Annotated in this window: 12 protein-coding genes; 6 read left to right on the top strand and 6 right to left on the bottom strand. The window is 71.8% G+C overall.

All coding sequences use genetic code 11. The features are described from left to right. The first annotated feature begins 25 nt into the window (after positions 1–25). Entirely contained in the window at positions 26–664 is a 639-nt protein-coding gene (locus OTERR_RS09145; RefSeq protein ID WP_149425563.1) for an NAD(P)-dependent oxidoreductase, read from the top strand. Positions 665–1,071: 407 nt separating this feature from the next. Here OTERR_RS09145 and OTERR_RS09140 read toward each other — a convergent pair whose 3' ends face one another. Further along, on the bottom strand, positions 1,072–1,416 hold the full coding sequence (locus tag OTERR_RS09140) for a cupin domain-containing protein (protein ID WP_149425562.1): 345 nt from the start codon (positions 1,414–1,416) through the stop codon (positions 1,072–1,074). A gap of 311 nt (positions 1,417–1,727) precedes the next feature. On the opposite strand from OTERR_RS09140, the gene arsC reads away from it, so the two are divergent. The 3 genes from arsC (at position 1,728) to OTERR_RS09125 (ending at position 3,969) form a co-directional block, all read left to right on the top strand. Then, positions 1,728–2,099 carry an arsenate reductase (glutaredoxin) gene (gene arsC, locus OTERR_RS09135; protein WP_149425561.1) on the top strand — a complete coding sequence of 124 codons (372 nt, stop codon included), beginning with the start codon at positions 1,728–1,730 and terminating at the stop codon, positions 2,097–2,099. A gap of 420 nt (positions 2,100–2,519) precedes the next feature. Beyond that, a complete protein-coding gene (locus tag OTERR_RS09130) occupies positions 2,520–3,446 on the top strand; it encodes a DMT family transporter (RefSeq protein WP_149425560.1) in 927 nt (308 codons plus the stop codon). Between the two features lie 316 nt (positions 3,447–3,762). Next, complete coding sequence (locus OTERR_RS09125) at positions 3,763–3,969, top strand: dodecin (protein WP_149425559.1); 207 nt, start codon at positions 3,763–3,765, stop codon at positions 3,967–3,969. Between the two features lie 205 nt (positions 3,970–4,174). Here the strand turns inward: OTERR_RS09125 and OTERR_RS09120 are convergent, their stop codons facing one another. Next, a complete protein-coding gene (locus tag OTERR_RS09120; RefSeq protein ID WP_054620753.1) occupies positions 4,175–4,636 on the bottom strand; it encodes an Lrp/AsnC family transcriptional regulator in 462 nt (153 codons plus the stop codon). Positions 4,637–4,801: 165 nt separating this feature from the next. Between OTERR_RS09120 and OTERR_RS09115 the strand changes: the two genes are divergently transcribed. Next, positions 4,802–8,386: an indolepyruvate ferredoxin oxidoreductase family protein gene (locus OTERR_RS09115; RefSeq protein WP_223115915.1), complete on the top strand. Its 3,585-nt coding sequence runs from the start codon at positions 4,802–4,804 to the stop codon at positions 8,384–8,386. A gap of 295 nt (positions 8,387–8,681) precedes the next feature. After that, a complete protein-coding gene (locus OTERR_RS09110) occupies positions 8,682–9,734 on the top strand; it encodes an alpha/beta hydrolase (RefSeq protein WP_149425558.1) in 1,053 nt (350 codons plus the stop codon). Between the two features lie 71 nt (positions 9,735–9,805). Here the strand turns inward: OTERR_RS09110 and OTERR_RS09105 are convergent, their stop codons facing one another. From OTERR_RS09105 to OTERR_RS09090, 4 genes are all read right to left on the bottom strand, one after another. Next, a complete protein-coding gene (locus OTERR_RS09105; protein ID WP_149425557.1) occupies positions 9,806–10,135 on the bottom strand; it encodes a DMT family transporter in 330 nt (109 codons plus the stop codon). A 38-nt stretch (positions 10,136–10,173) separates the two neighbouring features. After that, the gene (locus OTERR_RS09100; RefSeq protein ID WP_149425556.1) at positions 10,174–14,829 is read right to left on the bottom strand and encodes a translocation/assembly module TamB domain-containing protein; all 4,656 of its coding nucleotides are present in this window, start codon (positions 14,827–14,829) and stop codon (positions 10,174–10,176) included. A 121-nt stretch (positions 14,830–14,950) separates the two neighbouring features. Continuing rightward, positions 14,951–16,741 carry an autotransporter assembly complex protein TamA gene (locus OTERR_RS09095; protein ID WP_149426495.1) on the bottom strand — a complete coding sequence of 597 codons (1,791 nt, stop codon included), beginning with the start codon at positions 16,739–16,741 and terminating at the stop codon, positions 14,951–14,953. 26 nt (positions 16,742–16,767) lie between these two features. Then, positions 16,768–17,643, bottom strand: a complete 876-nt coding sequence (locus OTERR_RS09090; RefSeq protein WP_149425555.1) for a DMT family transporter — start codon at positions 17,641–17,643, stop codon at positions 16,768–16,770. Positions 17,644–17,654: the final 11 nt, after the last annotated feature.

Raw genomic sequence — 17,654 nt, 5'->3', positions numbered from 1 at the left:
GGACCACCCTTACGGAGAGACTTCCATGAAAATCGCACTCATCGGCGCCACCGGCTTCATCGGTTCCAACCTGCTCAACGAGGCCCTGGCCCGGGGCCATCAGGTCACGGCCCTGGTGGGCCACCCGGAAAAGCTGGCGCCCCAGGCCAACCTCACCGCCGTTAAGGCGGATGTGAACGACACCGCCGCCTTGGCGGGCCTGCTGGCCGGCCACCAGGTGGTCATCAGCGCCTTCAGCGGCCATGCCCAGAGCGATGTGTATGGCTATTACGTGGCCGGCGTTAAATCCATCGTCGCCGCGGTCAAGCAGGCCGGCGTGCCCCGCTTCCTCATCGTCGGCGGCGCCGGCAGCCTGGACGTGGCGCCGGGTCTGCAACTGCTCGATACGCCGGAATTCCCCGCCCAGTGGAAGGGCACCGCCGAAGGCGCCCGGGAAGTGCTCAAGCTGCTGCGCCAGGAGCCGGACCTCAACTGGACCATGCTCAGCCCCGCGGCCCTGATCGCCCCGGGCCAGCGCACCGGCAAGTTCCGCCTGGGCACCGACCAGTTGCTGACCAATGCCGAGGGCAAGAGCGAGATTTCGGTGGAGGACTACGCCGTGGCCATGCTCGACGAGGTGGAAACCCCGGCCCACGCCCGCCGCCGTTTTACCGTGGGGTACTGATCGGCCTGGGCGGGCTGCCCGGCCCGCAGTCGGTAGCAGTGGGGCCTGGCTGGTAGTGGCTGATACTGGCGGGCGCTGAACCGGTCAGGAAGCGTGTTGGTTTCTCCAAGCGTTTTCCCCTTGGCTTTTCCGGACATTGCCGCAAACCCCGCGCCTGGCGCGGGGTTTGGCATGGTGGGGTGTCGAGAGGAAGGCCGTCGCCCTGTGGCGTTGCCTGCGTTCGGTCAGGGGATGGAGGCGACAGCGCGCTGACGCTTCTGCCCCGGCGGGGTGGGACGAAAAACGGCCACGAGCATTACGGCGGGCGAACTGGGGCAGGGCGGGGCGGCCGGTGTGGCGTTTGCGGTGATGCCCCGCGCCGGGCCGGGCCTGACCGCGCTCGGCCCAGCCCGGCCCCGGGCCTGGGCTCACGCCTGCCGGATGAGATCGACCGAAATCTCCACCGCCGCGACCGTGCCCCGGTTCTCCAGCCAGTGGGTGGTGTTGCGGTCCTCGGGCCAACCCACTCCCGGGCCGTAGTCCGTGGCGATGCCATTCCGGTGGTCGGTGATCGTCCCGTGCAGGATGAAGACGGTGCCCGGCCTGTCCTTATGGTTGTGCACCGGCCCGAACACGCCCCCGGGCGCGATGCTCACCCGGCGCATCCGCAGCTGCCACCCGGCCATGCCTTCGATCTCGGGGCCCAGATCCACTGTGGCCAGCAGTTCCACCGTGACCCCTTTCGTTTCTGGCGCCGCCTGTGCATTGCCCATTGCGCTCTCCATCGGTCTGCGTGGACCGCCCGCTGCGAATCCTCCTACCGTTCTAGTCTGGCAACCGCGATCCATCCAGCCATCGCAGCCATCGTCAACCGCGATGCCTGGTTTTGACCCCTGCCAAACGCTAGGACTGGCGCGGAGGTTAGAGGGGGTTGAAAACTGCCATCGCGGTTGACGATGGCATGGCCGCCGCCAGCAGGCTATTCGGCGAGCATCGGCCCTGGCGTTCCGGCGAGCCGAGGCGTTGTTGGCCTTGGACGGAACGGGCCCGGCGCCGGGGAGAGCCAGAGGTATACTCCCGGCCCATGACTACCTCCGCACCTTCCGCTTCCTCGGTTCTCTACCACAACCCCCGCTGCTCCAAGTCCCGGGGCGCCCTGGAATTGCTCCAGGAGAAGGGCATCGCGCTTCAGGTGGTGGCCTACCTGGACACCCCGCCCAGCGCCGCCGAGATCGAGGCCCTGCTCAGCCAACTGGGCCTGGCCGATCCCCGTGGCCTGATGCGCACCGGCGAGGCCGAGTACGCCGAGTTGAACCTGGCCGATCCGTCCCTGTCCCGGCAACAGTTGATCGCCGCTCTGGCGGCCCACCCGCGCCTGATCGAGCGGCCCATCTTCGTGCATAACGGCTGCGCCGTGATCGGCCGACCGCCGGAGCGGGTGCTGGAACTGCTCTAGGCGCGGCGTCCGGCGTTTGCCGTCCTTCCCTTCTTTGCTGTAACCGGTTCTTTCCCTCGCCCCTGTCCGTTGCGATTGGGAGGTGGCAGAGGGGGGCTGGAGGGGGGCTGGAGGGGAGGGCAATCCCGTGGAAAACGGGGCTGATGCCGGCCGTTCGGAGGGGCTGCGGTTCCGATCCCGCCTGACGGCCACCCGCAACGCTTTCCCGCATTGGCTTTACCACGCTGGTTTTTTCCACCGCCGGGGCGTGCGCCCCGCGCCCTGGGGTCTGCATCACTCCGTAGTGAGTAGCGCACCGGGCGTCGTCCCCCGGTGGTTTTTCTGTGTTGCCCGCTCCGTTGCGGCGGCCCTACCCGGGGCGGCGCGGCGGGCGGGCGTGGCGCGGCTTTTACCCCCGCCGCGCCTTCCGGATGAAATGTCATGACCTTGCCTTCCTTCCTGCGCCGCTGGCTGCCCACCCTGGCCCTGGCGACCCTGTCCCTGATCTGGGGCTACACCTGGGTGCTCTCCAAGCAGAGCCTGGCCTATGCGCCGCCCTTCGCCTTTGCCGCCGAGCGCTGCGTCGGTGGGGCCATCGCCCTGTTCGTGGTGCTCAAGCTGCTGGGCAAGCCGATGAAGCTCCAGGCGCCCCGGGCCACCATCGCCATCGCCTTGACCCAGGTGGCCGGCTTCATGGTCTTTCAGACCTGGGCGCTGGTGGAGGGCGGGCCAGGCAAGACGGCGGTGCTGATCTTCACCATGCCGATCTGGACCCTGCTGATGGCCTGGCTGATTCTGGGCGAGCGGGTACGCGGCGGCCAGTGGCTGGCGGCGGCGTCCACCCTCACCGGGCTGATCCTGATCATCGAGCCCTGGGATATGCACACCAGTCTGTTCAGCAAGTTCCTCGGCGTGATGGCGGCCCTGTGCTGGGCCACCGGGTCGATCCTGATCAAGCGCCTGCGCTCCCGGGTGCCGGTGGATCTGTTCACCCTCACCGCCTGGCAGATGGCTCTGGGGGCGATCCCCCTGCTCATCCTGGCCACCCTGGTGCCGGAACGGCCCACGGAATGGGCGCCCCATTTCATCGGCCTGCTCGCCTTCATTTCGGTGGTCAGCACCGGCATGTGCTGGTGGCTGTGGAGCTACATCCTGGACCGGGTGCCGGCCTGGGAGGCCAGCCTCTCGGTGCTGGGCACCCCGGTGGTGGCGATCCTGTCGTCCCGGCTCACCCTGGGCGAGGAGTTCAAGGTTCTGGAAGTGACCGGCATCCTGCTCATCGGCGGCGGGTTGCTGCTCTTGTCGCTGCTCGGCTGGGCCGCCAGCAAACGGGCGGCGGCGGTGGGCCGGGGGCACAAAGCCTCGTAAGGGGCAGAGCCCCTTAAGGCATAAGGCGTCGTTGCAGGCTCTTGTCGTGGCGCCTGGTCGTGGGGTGCCGGCAAGGCAATGCCTGCCCTGGGCCGCGTCTGGCGGAGCAGGGCGCTTCCGGGCAAAAAACGGCGTAATCGGGAGGAATTCGGCCTCGGCCGCACCGTAGGGCGGCTGGAATATCCCGCGCCTCGGCCCGGGTTGCATGCCCCCGGGCGGCGCCTATGCTGAAAGGGTCGCGGGCGGCCCAGGGGCAGCGGTACGGGCCCGAAGGCAGCGCCGGCGACCCCTTTCATCCGCCGGAGGAGCACCCGCCATGACCGCCCATACCTACAAGATCCTCGAAATCGTCGGCTCGTCCCCCAACAGCAGCGACGAAGCCATCCGCAACGCCATCGCCGAGGCGGCGAAAACCCTGCGCCACCTGGACTGGTTCGAGGTGGTGGAAACCCGCGGCCACATCCAGGACGGCAAGGTGGGGCACTTCCAGGTGCGGGTGAAGATCGGCTTCCGGCTCGAATAGATCGAAAGGGAACGGACGCCGGCAGCGCACCCGATAGCGGCCGGACAAGCTTCGGCAGGGCCGGCGTACTCGGTTGCCGGAGGGGTGTGCTTGCGTCTCTATTGCCGGGATCGCCAGGGGGCCGTGTGCCCCCTTTTTCATTGTTGACCGCCGCCGGACCACGCCGACCGTAGTGATCGTAGTGATTGTCGTGATGCGCCCCCGCCTAGAGCGGCGGCGCGTTGCGTTGCAGGATCGACTTGAGGGCGAAGCTCGACTTGATGTGGGCCACGCCGGGGATGCGGGTCAGGGTGCGGGTGAGGAACTGGTGGTAGTCGTCCAGGTCGCGCACCACCACCCGCAGGCTGTAGTCGGCGTCGCCGGTCATGAGAAAGCAGCTCATCACCTCGGGGGCCAGGGCGATCTGTTCCTCGAAGCGGCTGATCACGTCCTCGGCCTGGCTGGCCAGGGTCACCGAGACGAAGGCGATCATGCGTCCGGCCAGGCGGCCTTCGTCCAGGCGGGCGGCGTAGCCCTGGATGTAGCCTTCCTCCTCCAGTCGGCGCACCCGGCGCAGGGTGGGGGTGAGGGTCAAGTTGATGCGCTCGGCCAACTCGCGCCAGCCCAGCCGGCCGTCCTGGGCCAGTTCGCGGAGGATCTTGAGGTCGGTGCGGTCGAGGTCGTTCATGGCGGTGTTTGGTGCCGGTTTGGGCAAAAATAACTAGTGATACGAATATGGTAGTTCAAACAGCCTAAAACTTGTGTTTGATGAAGTCTGTTTTGGTCGCAAATGCTAACGGGGGAAAACCATAATTCCTCTCCACAACAACACTGACAGTCGTGGAGACACCCCGTGAGCGCGAACGACCAGCCCTTCCGCACCCCCAACCCTTCCCACATCCCGGGCAGTGCTCCCGCCACCCTGGACGCCCCCGCCGGCTCTGAACGCCAGTTCCTCACCGGCATCCAGGCCCTGGTGCGCCTACCCATGCTGCAACGCCAGCTCGACCGGGCCCGGGGGCTGAACACGGCAGGGCTGATCTCGGGCTACCGGGGCTCGCCCCTGGGGGCCTACGACCAGCAGCTGTGGAAGGCCTCGCGCCAGCTCGCCGCCCACGACATCACCTTTCAGCCCGGCCTCAACGAGGACCTGGCCGCCACCGCCCTGTGGGGCGCCCAGATGCACCGGGCCTACGGCCCCACCACCGTCGATGGGGTATTCGGCCTGTGGTACGGCAAGGGCCCCGGGGTGGACCGCACCGGCGACGTGTTCCGCACCGCCAACATGCTCGGTACCTCGCCACTGGGCGGCGTGCTGGCCATTTCCGGCGACGACCACGCGGCCCAGTCGTCCATGTACCCGCACCAGACCGACGGCATCTTCCAGTCGGCGTCGATCCCGGTGCTGCAGCCGGCCAGCGTGGCCGAGGTGATTTCCCTGGGCCTGGCCGGCATCGCCCTGTCGCGCTACTGCGGCCTGTGGGTGGGGTTGAAGACCATCGCCGAGGTGATCGAGACCGCCGCTACCGTGGATCTGGGCCCGCTGCCGGCGTTCGTCACGCCGACCGATTTCGCCGTGCCCGCCCACGGCCTCAACTGGGACCCGGCCCTGGCCTGGCCGGCCCAGCGCGCCGAGCTGGAGCGCCGCCTGATCGAAGAGCGCCTGCCCGCCGCCCGGGCCTGGGCCCGGGCCAACGGCCTGGACCGGACCGTGGTGGCCGCCCCGGCGCGCCGCCTGGGCATCGTCACCGTCGGCAAGGCCCATCAGGACCTGATGCAGGCGGTGGCCGACCTGGGCCTCACCCCCGCCGACCTGGCCGCCCTGGGCGTCTCGGTCTACAAGGTGGCCATGAGCTGGCCCCTGGAAACCGCCGGCCTGCTGGCCTTCGCCGAGGGGCACGAAGAGCTGCTGGTGATCGAGGAAAAGCGCGCCATCGTCGAGGCCCAGATCAAGGAGGCCCTCTACCACCAGCCCGACGGTCGCCGGCCCCGGGTCACCGGCAAGCAGGACGACCGGGGCGCGGCCCTGCTCGCCGAGGTGTCCGAATTCACCCCGCTGCAGGTGGCCCGGGCCCTGGCGCGCCGCGCCGCGGCCCTGGCCGGCCTGGGGCCGCTGCTGGCCGAGCGCCTGGCCGCTTGGGAGGCCCGGGTGGCGCCTCCGTCCCTGATCGGTGCGGTGGTGCCCTTGCAGCAGGTGGCCCAGGATGCGGTGTTGGCCCCGGTGCCGGCCCGCCGCCCGTACTTCTGCTCCGGCTGCCCGCACAACACCTCGACCAAGACGCCGGACGGGTCCATTGCCGGCGGCGGCATCGGCTGCCACGTGATGGCCCTGTCCCAGCCCGAACTCAAGACCCGCACCTTCAGCCAGATGGGCGGGGAGGGCGCCCAGTGGATCGGCGCCGCGCCCTTCTCGGCCACCGGCCACATCTTCCAGAACCTGGGGGACGGCACCTACCAGCACTCGGGCCTGCTGGCGATCCGCGCCGCCGTGGCGGCCGGCACCAACATCACCTACAAGATCCTCTACAACGACGCGGTGGCCATGACCGGCGGCCAGCCCGCCGAGGGGGGCATCGACCCGGCGCGCATCACCCGCCAACTCCACGCCGAGGGGGTGGGGCGCATCGCCCTGGTGTCCGACGACCCGGCCCGCTGGACCGGCCGCGCCGACCTGGCCCCGGGCGTCAGCGTCCACGGCCGCGAATCCCTCGACGCGGTGCAGCGGGAGCTGCGCCAGGTGGCCGGGGTGAGCGCCATCGTCTACGAGCAGACCTGCGCCGCGGAAAAGCGCCGCCGGCGCAAGCGCGGCGACTTCCCCGACCCGGACCGCCGCCTGTTCATCAACCCCCGGGTGTGCGAGGGCTGCGGCGACTGCTCGGTGCAGTCCAACTGCATCGCCGTGGAACCCCTGGAAACCGCTTTCGGGCGCAAGCGCCAGATCAACCAGAGCGCCTGCAACAAGGATTTCTCCTGCACCAAGGGCTTTTGCCCGAGCTTCGTCGAGATCGAGGGCGTGGCCCTGCGCAAGCCCGACGACGCCCGCCTCCAGGCCATCGAGGCCCAGGCGTTGGCCGGTCTGGGCGAGCCCGGCGTGCCTGCCCTGGGCGCCGATGAGCCGTTCAACATCTACGTCACCGGCATCGGCGGTTCCGGCGTGCTGACCATGGGCGCCATGCTCGGCGCGGCGGCCTTCCTCGACGGGCGCGGCGCCTCGGTGCTCGACTTCACCGGCCTGGCGCAAAAGAACGGCGCCGTGGTCAGCCAGGTGCGCATCGCCCCGGCGCCCCGGGACATCCACGCTGCCCGCATCGGCCCGGCCGCCGCCGACCTGCTGCTCGGGGCCGACCTGGTGGTGTCCGCCGCCGCCGATTCGCTTGAGCGCCTGAGCGCCGGGCGTACCGGGGCAGTGCTCAACCTGGACGGTACCCCCACCGCCGACGTGGTGGCCCAGCGCGACGCCCGCCTGCCCATCGACCTGATGGCCGAGCGGGTGCGCCGCCGTTGCGACCCGGCCCGCTTCCACACGGTGAACGCCGGCACCCTGGCCCAGCGCCTGTTCGGCGACACGGTCACCGCCCATACCCTGATGCTCGGCTACGCCTGGCAGCGGGGCCTGGTGCCCCTCAGCCGGGCGGCCATCGAGGGCGCCATCGAGCGCAACGGCGCCGCCGTGGCCCTCAACAAGCGGGCCTTCGCCTGGGGGCGCATCGCCGCCGCCGCCCCCGAATGGCTGGCGCGCATCGCGGAAGGCGCGGGTTCGGCCGATCCGCTGCCCGTCGATCTGGACGCCCTGATCGCCCGCCGCACCGAGGATCTGGCTGCCTACCAGGACGCCGCCTATGCCGCCCGCTACCAGGCCCTGGTGGCCCGGGTGCGGGCCGCCGAGGCGCGCCACGCCCCCGGCCAGGAGGCGCTGACCCGGGCCGTGGCCCAGGGCGCCTACCGGCTGATGGCCTACAAGGATGAGTACGAAGTGGCCCGGCTCTACGCCGATCCGGCCTTCAAGGCCGCCCTGACGTGCCAGTTCGCCCAGGCCGACAAGGTGTCCCTGTGGCTCGCCCCGCCGCTCTTCGCCCGCCACGATCCAGCCACCGGCCGGCCCCGCAAGCACAAGTTCGGCCCCTGGATGCTCACCGCCATGGGCTGGCTGGCCCGCCTGCGCCGTCTGCGCGGCACCGCCTTCGACCCCTTCGGCTACAGCGCCGAGCGCCGGGCCGAGCGGCGCCTGGCCGAGGACTACGCCGCCATGGTCACGGCCCTGGCCGCCGGCCTGACCCCGGCGCGCCACGGCCTGGCGGTGGAACTGGCAAGCCTGGCCGACGAGGTGCGCGGCTTCGGCCCGGTCAAGGCCGCTGCCATGGCCGCCTACGAGGCCCGTCGCGCCGAACTGCTGGCCCGCTGGACGGAGGAAGGGGCCCAGGCCCGGGCGGCGGCCTGAGGGCGGGTGTCCCGCCCAGGGCTGCGCCACCCGGGCCGGCTTGGCCGGGGTGCCGGATGGCGGCACGCAAAGTGCCAACGCTAGGCGCTACGTCGCGACGCCGTCCGATCCCGCCTAATCCCGGCTGCCCGGCTGCCTACCCGTCCGGTGAGTGCGTTGCCCCGCTATCCGGTTACACCCGGTTACCCCCTTGCGCCCCGTTCAGGGGCGTTTTTTTTTTTGGCAACCCATCCGTGGCTTGTCAGGGCGCGGCGCCCTCGGCACTATCCCGTCATCCTATGACCTAAGGATTGCCATGCCGTCGATCCACGCCTTGTCGAAGGTGTTGCGTCGTCCGGAGGCGCGCCCCGCACCCCGCGATGCCCTGCCGCTTGTCTCCGCCCTGCTGGGGGCGGCCCTGGCCTTGTCGGCCCTGCCCAGTGCTGCCGGCCCCCTGCGCGACCGGCTCGAAGCCCGCCGGGCGGCCGCCATGGAACGCCGGGACGCCGGCGACACGGCGGCCCCTCGGGAAGCCCTGGAGGTGGAAGAGGGCGGTGCCGGAACCGGGCAGGCCACCCTGCCGGCGGGCGTGCACCGCCTCGCCGACGTGGCCTACGGCGCCGACCCGCGCCAGCGCTTCGACGTCTATCGTCCCGCCCGGGGCGAAGGCGCGCCGGTGCTGGTGATGGTCCATGGCGGCGCCTGGCGGCTCGGCGACAAGGGCGCCCGGGGCGTGGTGGAGAACAAGGTGGCCCACTGGGTGCCGAGGGGCTTCATCTTCGTCTCGGTCAATTACCGCCTGCTGCCCCAGGCTGACCCCCGCACCCAGGCCGAGGACGTGGCCCGGGCCCTGGCGGCGGTGCAGGCCCAGGCCGCCGGCTGGGGCGGCGATCCGGCCAAGGTGGTGCTGATGGGCCACTCCGCCGGCGCTCACCTGGCGGCCCTGCTCGGCGCCGCGCCGCAGCGGGCGGCACGCTTCGGGGCCAAACCCTGGCTCGGCACCGTGGCCCTGGACAGCGCCGTCCTCGACGTGGAACGGATCATGACCGCGCGCCATTACCGCTTCTACGACCCGGCGTTCGGCACCGACCCGGCCTACTGGCAGGCCACCTCGCCGATCACTGCCCTGGCCGCCGGCGCGCCCCCCCTGCTGCTGGTCTGCTCCAGCACCCGCCCGGATCAGCCCTGCGCCCAGGCCCACGACTTCGCCCGCCACGCCCAGACCCTCGGGGTGCGGGCCGAGGTGGCGGAGCAGGCCAAGAGCCACAAGCAGATCAACGAGGAGTTGGGCACGCCGGGGGACTACACGGCCCGGGTGGATGCTTTCCTGCGCTCTCTGGACCCCGCTGTGGCGGAGCGTTTGCGCTAGGAAGGGCGCAGGGCTGTGGCCCGGTGCGGGCACCACGCTGTGAATGCGCGCCCCGACCGGGTGGGGTGACCTCAGTGCGGCAGGGTCTTGGAAAACAGGTTGAGTACCAGCACCCCGGCGACGATCAGGCCGATGCCGATCAGGGCCGGGGTGTCCAGGGACTGCTTGAAGAACACGGTGCCGACCACGGCGATCAGGGCGATGCCGGCGCCGGACCAGATGGCGTAGATCACGCCGATGGGCAGGATTTTGAGGGTCAGGGACAGGCAGTAGAAGGCCACTCCGTAGCCCACGGCCACCGCCAGGGACGGCCAGAGGCGGGTGAAGCCCTGGGTGAGGGGCATCAGGGAGGTGGCGATGACCTCGCTGACGATGGCCAGGGCCAGGTACAAGTAGTGCATGAAGTGTTTTTCCAGCGTGTTCGGTGGGTTCGGTGTTTTCAGGGGGCGCTAGGCGTGGACGCTGGCTTGGTGCTGGCACCTCTGCCGTTGCCCGGATTGGCAGGCGTGGACAGATTGTCCTGATCGGCCCCGGCCTCCCGGGCGGCGCGGGCATCCTGACGGGCCTGGGCCTTGCTGCTGCGACCGAAGCTGAAGGTGTAGAGCAGGTCCAGGGCGTTATCGGTGCCGGCCCGGGCCACCACCGAGAGGCGCCGGGTCAGGTCCACGGTGAGGCGGATGACGCTGCCGGCCTGGGCGGCCACGGTGGAGACCGACTGCTCGTAGGCCAGGGTGGCGTTGGCCGAAATGCGCTTGCCCACGGTCAGCACCTGGTTGCCGCTGGCGCTGGCCGCGCCGCCGGAAAAGCCCTGGCCGCCAGCCACCCGGCTGGTGGCGGTGGGGCCGCCGCTGCCGTCCAGGGCGCCGGAGCGGAAGGAGATTTCGTCGATGCCGAAGGTTTCCTGGAGGCGCTTGGTGGTGCTGTCCTCGCTACCGAACAGGGCCGAGGCGGCGGACAGCAGCAACGACGGATCGGCGCCGCCGGCTTCGCCCGGCCCCTTGCCCAGCACCATCCAGGAAAGCTTCTCAGCCTCCGGTACCTCGGGCACGGACACCAGCTTGACCACCGGCCGGTCCACCGTGCCGGTCACGTCCACCCCGGCTTCCACCGGCAGGCCCCGGCGCAGGGCGCGGATGTTGAGGCTGGGCCGGGCCGGCGGCCCCTGGAAGCTGACGATGCCGCGCTCGATGGCCAGCCGGGTGCCGTAGGCGTCGAAGATGCCGTCGGCGGTGCGGATGGTGCCGTTGGCGCGCAGGGTGCCGTCGTCCCGGGTGGTGAGGCGCAGTTCCCCGGCGAGCCGGCTTTCCAGCCCGGCGCCCTTGAAGAAGAAGCGGGGGCCCAGGTTGAGGCCCAGGTCGAGGCGGGTGATGCGCAGACGGGCTTCCGGTGGTGCTGCCTGGCCCTTGATCACCACGTCGTCGGGCAGGCTCGGCGCCCCCAGGTCGGGCAGGCCGAGAAAGGCGCCGTCGGCCTTGATCTCGCCGCCGACCTCCAGCTTTTGCTCGGCGATGCGCACCTGACCCCGGCCCGAGGCCATCAACCAGCGGTTGCGCCGTTGCAGCGGGGTAAAGCGCTCCAGGGACCAGTCGAGGGACGAGGTGCCGGCCTTGAGGTCCAGGTCGCCGCTCACATCCACCGCCCCGGGGCGGGTGTCGAACAATTCCTTGAGGCGCACGTCCCGGGGTGTTTCGCCGGGGAGGGAATCGAAATGCAGGCGGGCCAGGCGCAGGTGGCCATCGGCCAGGCGGGTGTCCAGGGTGCCGTTGCCCAGGTTGAGCCCCAGGTCGGCCAGGCGCACGGCCAGCTTCTCCCCCCGGGCTTCGCCGTTGAGTTGGGGCGCAGCGGCGTTGCCGGCGAGTTGCACCCGGGCGGCGAGTGTGCCGCCGGTGGCCAGGCCCGGATAGGCCAGGGGGCCGAGCCAGGCCAGGTCGGGCACGTCGAGGCGGGCTTCGCCGGCGAGGGGCGCCTGGCGGGCCAGGGTCCAGCCGAGCAGGGTCGGTGGGGCGTCCGAAGTGCCCGGGTTGTTCGTCACCGGCGCGGCGCGCAGCAGCTGGGCCGTGAGCTGGCCGGTCAGGTTGCCGAGGCGGGCGCCCCGGCCGTCCAGGGCGAGGGAGAGCCGGCCCTGGTCGAGCCGGCCGCGCAAAGCCAGGGCGGAGAGGCCCAGGGGTTGGGGCGTGCCGCCGCCCTCGCCGAGGAGCAGGTCGCCCTGTTCCCGGCCCAGCTCCAGCTGGCCGTTGGCGCTCTCGCCCAGGTCCAGGGACCAGCGTCCGCCCAGGGTCAAGGTCGAGGCCCGGGCCGCCGTGGGCAGCAGCAGACGGGCCGGCAGATCGTGCAATTCGCCGCTGCTGGAGAGGCGCAGCGCGGGGGCGGCCCGGCCCTGGGTGGGGGCGGCGGCCTGCCATTCCAGGCGGTTGAGGAGGAGGCGCCAGGGGACTCCGGCAGCGCTGCCGGCCGTGGTGGGGTTACGGGCATTGCTGGCGGCGGAGGGGGCGCCGCCCTGGAAGCGGGCGTCGGCGATGGCGATCCGGGTTGGCGCCAGGTCCAGGCTGGCGGGGGCACTCAGACGCACGGGCAGGTCGCCCCCCAGATCAAGGGCGGTGAGGCGGCCGATCCAGCGCGGGCCGGCGGGCGCCTGCTTGTCCGGAGCGACCAGGCCGCCGCTCAGGGATAGGGCCAAGGTCCGCGCCAGTCCTTGATCTCCGGGCAGTGTGCTGTGAAAGGTCCAGTCCTGGCGGCGTTTGCTGCCGGCCACCTGGAGGTCGGCGTCGCGCACCAGGGCGCCTGCTGCCGGGTCCCGTCCGCCGCCCTGGCCGAGGCGCTTGAGCAGGACGCGGGCGCTGGCTTCCCCGTCGGCGCCGCTGCCCAGGGCGAGACGGGCGTCGAGGCCGCTCACCGTCAGTCCGCCGGGCAGGCCCAGGCGGGGCGTGGCCAGGGCAATGCGGCCGCCCGGGTCGGCCAGGGTGCCGGCCAGTTCGCCCTGGGCGTCGAGGCTGCCGCTCAGGCCGAAGGCGCCGGCGACCGGATCGAGGCGCGGCGCGGCCAGGGTGAAGCGCAGCCGGTCGGCTGGGGCGCCAAAACGGCCCGTTGCCTGGAGAGTGTTGTCACCCACGGCCAGGCGCAGGTCGGCGTCGGCCAGGCGCTGGCCGGCGATCGCCAGGCGGCCGTCGCCGGAGGCAGGCTGGCCGTTGATGCGGCTGTCGGTGAGGCGGTAGGCCAGGTCCAGGCGCGGCAATCCGGGGCCGCTGCCCAGTTGGCCGCTGGCCTTGAGGGTGGCGGACAGGCGGGTGGGGGGGGCCTTGATGAAGCGGGCCAGGTCCAGGTTGCGGGCCGTGCCGTCGAGCTGGAAGGCGGTGGTGTTGCCCAGGGCCAGGTGGCCACTGGCCTCCAGGATGGCGCCGGTAGCGCTGGTGCCGCCTGGGCCGGCCTCGCTCAGGCGGGCCTGGTGCAGGGTCAGGCGCGGGCCTTCCCGGGTCAGGTCGGCGGCGAGGCGCATGCGCGGGGCGATGCGGTTTTCCAGGGCGGCCTGGAGGCGCTGCCGGGTGGTGTCGGCGCTCAGCGTCAGGGTGCCGTCGATGGCGCTGGGCTGGACCTGGCGATGCAAGGCGTGGGCATCCACCCCGGCCAGAGCCAGGGTGGCGGCAAGACGGCCGTCGCGCAGAGAGCCCTGGCCCTGGAGGCGGCCGGCAGCGTTGCGGCCGTCCGCCGCCAGGGTGGCCATGAGGGCCAGTTGCAAGGGCGGCAGGGCCGGGGCAGCGCCCGGCTGGGTGTGGCGCGTCGGCGTGCTGGGCGGTGCGCTAGGCCGTTCCGTTTGGCCGGGGGCATCGCCTGGCACAGGCTGGGCCGGAGCGCTGGCGGCGGGGCGGACCTCCAGGGTCAGGCCGGCCAGGGGCAGACGTCCCTGGTCGAGGGGGCCGGGCCGGGCGTTGCGGGCGGTGAGGGTGGCTCGGGGAGCACCGTGCTCCTGATGGATGCGCAGGTCCAGGTCGAGGCTGGCCTGGGGCGCCGCGGCTGCCCAGGCGGCCGGGTCCAGGCCGCTGACCTGGGCCTGGGCCGCGGGGACGGGCCAGGGGGCGAAGGGCGCCAGGGTGGCGGTGAGGGTGCCGTGCAGGGGCGGAGGGGCGCTGCCCTTGCCGGGGCGGGTAGTGCGGCCGGCGGTGGTGGAGGGGGGGGCGGCCTGGGCAGACTGAGGGTTGTTGGCGGTAGTCGGCGCCGGTGGCGTGGCACCAGCGCTCTGGCCTTCCCCGGCGGGGCTGGCCTGGGCGCGGGCGGTGACATTCAGGGCGGCCAGGGGGCCGACGGCCTGGGCGTCGACCTGGAATGCGCGGCCGTCGGCGCTACCCGTGGCCCGGGCTTGGAGGCGCAGGGCGTCGGGGCTGTCGAGGGCTCCCCCGTCCAAGGTGGCCTCGCCGCTCAGGCGGACCATCTCCCAGGTGGCGGCCAGCCCGATCAGGCGGTGGTGGCGGCCGTCGCTGTCGAGCCGGGCGGCCAGGGCCGAGAGGCGCAGGGTTTCCGGGCCGGGGGCGCCGGGCTCAGCATCCGCGACCGGGTCGGCGGTGGCGGACGTTGCAGGCGGCGCGGGAGTCTTGGGGCTGGTGGCGTTGGTGGCGTTGGCGGGCGCCTCCAGGCTGCGCAGTACCAGTTGCTCGATGCGCAGTTCGCCGATGTGGGCCGCCAGGGGCAGGCGCAGGTCGGTGGGGGGCGTCAGGGGCTCGTCGCTGGGCCGGGTCGCCACCTCGACCTGGGCGGCCGCGAGCCGGGCGATGTCGAGCCGGCCATGCACCAGGGCCGCCGGATTCCAGCGTAGGCCGGCATCCGTCACCACGATGCGTGGCCCCGCCGGTCCGGTGTCGATGGCCAGCCGGGCGATGGACAGCTCGTCCCACAGCCGGCCCCGGGCGCCTTCGGCCAGGAGGGCGCCGCCGCTCAGGCCCCGGGCCAGGGCGAGGGTGGCCTGCAGGCCCGATTCGCTGCCCACCAGCCAGGCGCCGCCGGCCCCCAGGCCCGCCAGGGCGCCCGCGACGGCCAGGGCCATGCGGCGCAGGCGCCGGCGCGGGGCGGGGGGTGGGACAGCAGCGGGGTTGGGGGCGTCGGTCATGGCAGAAACGAAAGCGAGGGCGGGCAGCAGTTCAGGCGGTGGAACGGGCTAGCGGCGGCGGGGCGCGCAGCGTGGATGGGGGGATGGAAACCATGTGCATAGGGGCGAAATGGCCGTGGCCTCAGAACGGGATCGCCACGGAAAAATGCAGCTGCACGTCGCCGGTTTTTTGCCCGTAGGCCAGGTCCACCGCTAGGGGGCCGGCGGGGCTCTTCCAGCGCACGCCCAGGCCGTAGCCCACCGCCAGGCTGCTCCACTTGGCCGGATCGTCGCTGGCGTTGCCGGCATCGACGAAGGCGGCGATGCCCCAGGGGCTCTTGTCGATCCAGTGGGTGTACTCGCCCGACAGCACGGCCAGGTAGCGTCCCCCCACCACGGCATTGCCTTCCTTCACCCCCAGGCTCTGGTAGGTGTAGCCGCGCACCGAGCCGGTGCCGCCGGAGCGGAACAGGTAGTCCTGGGGAATGCCGTCCCGGGACGGCGCCAGGGTGGCCCCCAGCTCGCCGCGCAGGGAGAGCACGTCGCGCTGGCCGACGGGGAAATAGGTGGTGGCCCGGCCTTGCAGGCGCAGGAAATTCTGGTCCGCCAGCAGGCCCTTGGCCGCGCCCCCCGCCTGGGCCTGGGCGACGATGCCGGAGCGCGGGTCGAGCAGGTTGTCCACCGCCCGCCAGATGTACTGGACGTTGGGGGTGAGGGCCTGGAGCCGGGTGGTCGGTTCGCCGTGAATTTCCCGTTGCTCCACCTGGTAGTTCACCGACAGGCGCATCTCGATGGAGCCGCGCTGCTGGCTGCGCACCACCCCCAGGGCCGAGCGGGTGAGCTTCATGCCCTGGATGTCGGAGGCGTCGTAGGAGCCCCCCACGCTGTTGCGCGCGCCGTTGGCGTCCGGGGGCAGAAAGATGTCGGCGTAGCCGGTCTGGCGTTTCTGCTCCAGGCGTACGCCCGAAGACAGCTCCCAGGCCCGGGAGAACAGGTCGGCGCTGCGGTAGCTGAGTTCGACCCGGGCGCCGGTGTTGGAGCTGAAACCGGCGCCGGTGCCGATGCGGTGGGCGGCCTTTTCGCGCACCGTCAGGCGTACCGGGGCGGTAACCGTCTCGCCGTCGCCGCTGTCCCCTTCCCGCGGCAGCAGTTCGACGTTGGCCGAGGAAAAGTACGGGGTCGATTGCAGGGCGGTCTGCAGGGCGATCAGGTCGCTTTCCCGGTAGGGACGGCCCGGGCGGACGGTGCGGTTGTAGCGGTCGATCAGGGCGTCGTCGTAGCGCTCCAGCCCGACGATCTGCAGCGGGCCGAGCACGTAGCGCGGCCCGGGGACCAGGGTCACCGTCAGCCGTGCCGTGGCCGTGTCCGGATCGACTTCGGCGCGGCTGTCGCGCAACTGGGCGCCGGCAAAATCCTCGGTGAGCAGGGCGGTGAGCAGGGCCGACTTGGCCGATTCCCAGTCCCCGGCACGGAACGGCTGGCCCGCGGGCAGCTTCCAGCCCTGGCGCAGGGCGGCCTGACGCTCGGGGGGCAGGGCGGCGGCCTCGGCAAAGTCGATGACCACCTGGCCGACCGTGGTGCGCGGGCCGGGATCGACCACCAGGATCGGCGGCGCATCGTCGCTGGGGGCGTCGGCCTGGAGCAGGGGGGAGAAATAACCCTCGGTGGCGAGCAGTTCGGGCAAACGGCGGCGCGCCTCCCGCAGCAGCAGGTCGCGGCGCTCGCCGTCATAACTCTGGGCAGGTAGTTCCGGGTCGAAGTACTTGTCGAGCAGGGGCCGCAGCACCGCCTCGGCGGTTGCATCGCCGCCCTGCAGACGGAGCGTGTAGGCGGCAGCGAAGGCCCCGGCCGGCAGGCCCAGGAGCAGGCCGAGGACGCCGGCCAGGGCCAGGCGGTGGAAGGTTGGGCGAGGGCGGGGGGGGAACGCTGTCATGGGCGTCATGGCGCGCAAGCCGGCCTTCACGCCCGGGGCCGTTTCCGTTCGACCAGGCCCAGGGCGACGCCGCTGGCGGCGATGATGGCCATGCCGGTGAAGGCCAGGGAATCGGGCAGGTGGCCGAAGACGATGGCCCCCAGGGTGGTGGCCCAGAGCAGCTGGACGTAGAGGAAGGGCGACAGGGTGGTGGCCGGGGCATGGCGGAAGGCCGAGATCAGCAGCAGGTGGCCGGTGCCGCCCCACAGCCCCATGGTCACCATCAGCCCGGCCTGGCCCAGGGTTGGGGTGGGGCCGCCCCAGAACAGGGGCAGGGCCAGGGTCATGGTCACCGTGCCGGCCAGGGCGGTGTAGAAGAGCATGGTCAGGGTGTTCTCGGTGGGCGACAGCTGGCGGGTGAGGATCTGGTACACCGCGTAGCAGCCGGCGCAGGCCAAGGCCCAGCCGATGCCCTCGGCGTTGATCGCGTCGCCCGGCCGGGCGATCAGCAGTACCCCGGCAAAGCCCACGGCGATGATCGCCCAGCGCAGGGGCGTTACCTTTTCCTTGAGCCAGGGGCCGGCCAGCAGCGCCACCAGCAGCGGGGTGACGAAGATGATGGCGGTGGTTTCGGCCAGGGGCATGACGCGGAAGGCGGCCATGGCGAAGCCGGTGACGCACACCAGTAGCACGGCCCGGACGATCTGCCGGGTCGGCCGTCGGGTGGCGAGCAGGTTGCGGCCCATGCGCGGGCCGAGCACCGCCACCATGAACAGGCAGTGCACCACATAGCGAATCCATACCAGCAGCGGCACTTCGAAGGTCTTGGCCAGGCTTTTCGAGGTGACGTCGAGGAGGGCGAAACAGAGGGTGGCGCAGACCATCAAGGCGATGCCGCGCAGGGGCGTGGAAGTCGGGGGCATGGAATCGTTAT

The sequence above is a fragment of the Oryzomicrobium terrae genome (assembly GCF_008274805.1).
GTDB lineage: Bacteria > Pseudomonadota > Gammaproteobacteria > Burkholderiales > Rhodocyclaceae > Oryzomicrobium > Oryzomicrobium terrae.
This window is presented reverse-complemented; position numbering and strand designations above follow the sequence as displayed.

Coding starts and splice junctions, on each gene's coding strand:
- OTERR_RS09140 (WP_149425562.1), bottom strand. CDS start 1,416: ATGGGCAATGCACAGGCGGCGCCAGAAACGAAAGGGGTCACGGTGGAA.
- OTERR_RS09100 (WP_149425556.1), bottom strand. CDS start 14,829: ATGACCGACGCCCCCAACCCCGCTGCTGTCCCACCCCCCGCCCCGCGC.
- OTERR_RS09120 (WP_054620753.1), bottom strand. CDS start 4,636: ATGAACGACCTCGACCGCACCGACCTCAAGATCCTCCGCGAACTGGCC.
- arsC (WP_149425561.1), top strand. CDS start 1,728: ATGACTACCTCCGCACCTTCCGCTTCCTCGGTTCTCTACCACAACCCC.
- OTERR_RS09110 (WP_149425558.1), top strand. CDS start 8,682: ATGCCGTCGATCCACGCCTTGTCGAAGGTGTTGCGTCGTCCGGAGGCG.
- OTERR_RS09145 (WP_149425563.1), top strand. CDS start 26: ATGAAAATCGCACTCATCGGCGCCACCGGCTTCATCGGTTCCAACCTG.
- OTERR_RS09090 (WP_149425555.1), bottom strand. CDS start 17,643: ATGCCCCCGACTTCCACGCCCCTGCGCGGCATCGCCTTGATGGTCTGC.
- OTERR_RS09130 (WP_149425560.1), top strand. CDS start 2,520: ATGACCTTGCCTTCCTTCCTGCGCCGCTGGCTGCCCACCCTGGCCCTG.
- OTERR_RS09125 (WP_149425559.1), top strand. CDS start 3,763: ATGACCGCCCATACCTACAAGATCCTCGAAATCGTCGGCTCGTCCCCC.
- OTERR_RS09105 (WP_149425557.1), bottom strand. CDS start 10,135: ATGCACTACTTGTACCTGGCCCTGGCCATCGTCAGCGAGGTCATCGCC.
- OTERR_RS09095 (WP_149426495.1), bottom strand. CDS start 16,741: ATGACAGCGTTCCCCCCCCGCCCTCGCCCAACCTTCCACCGCCTGGCC.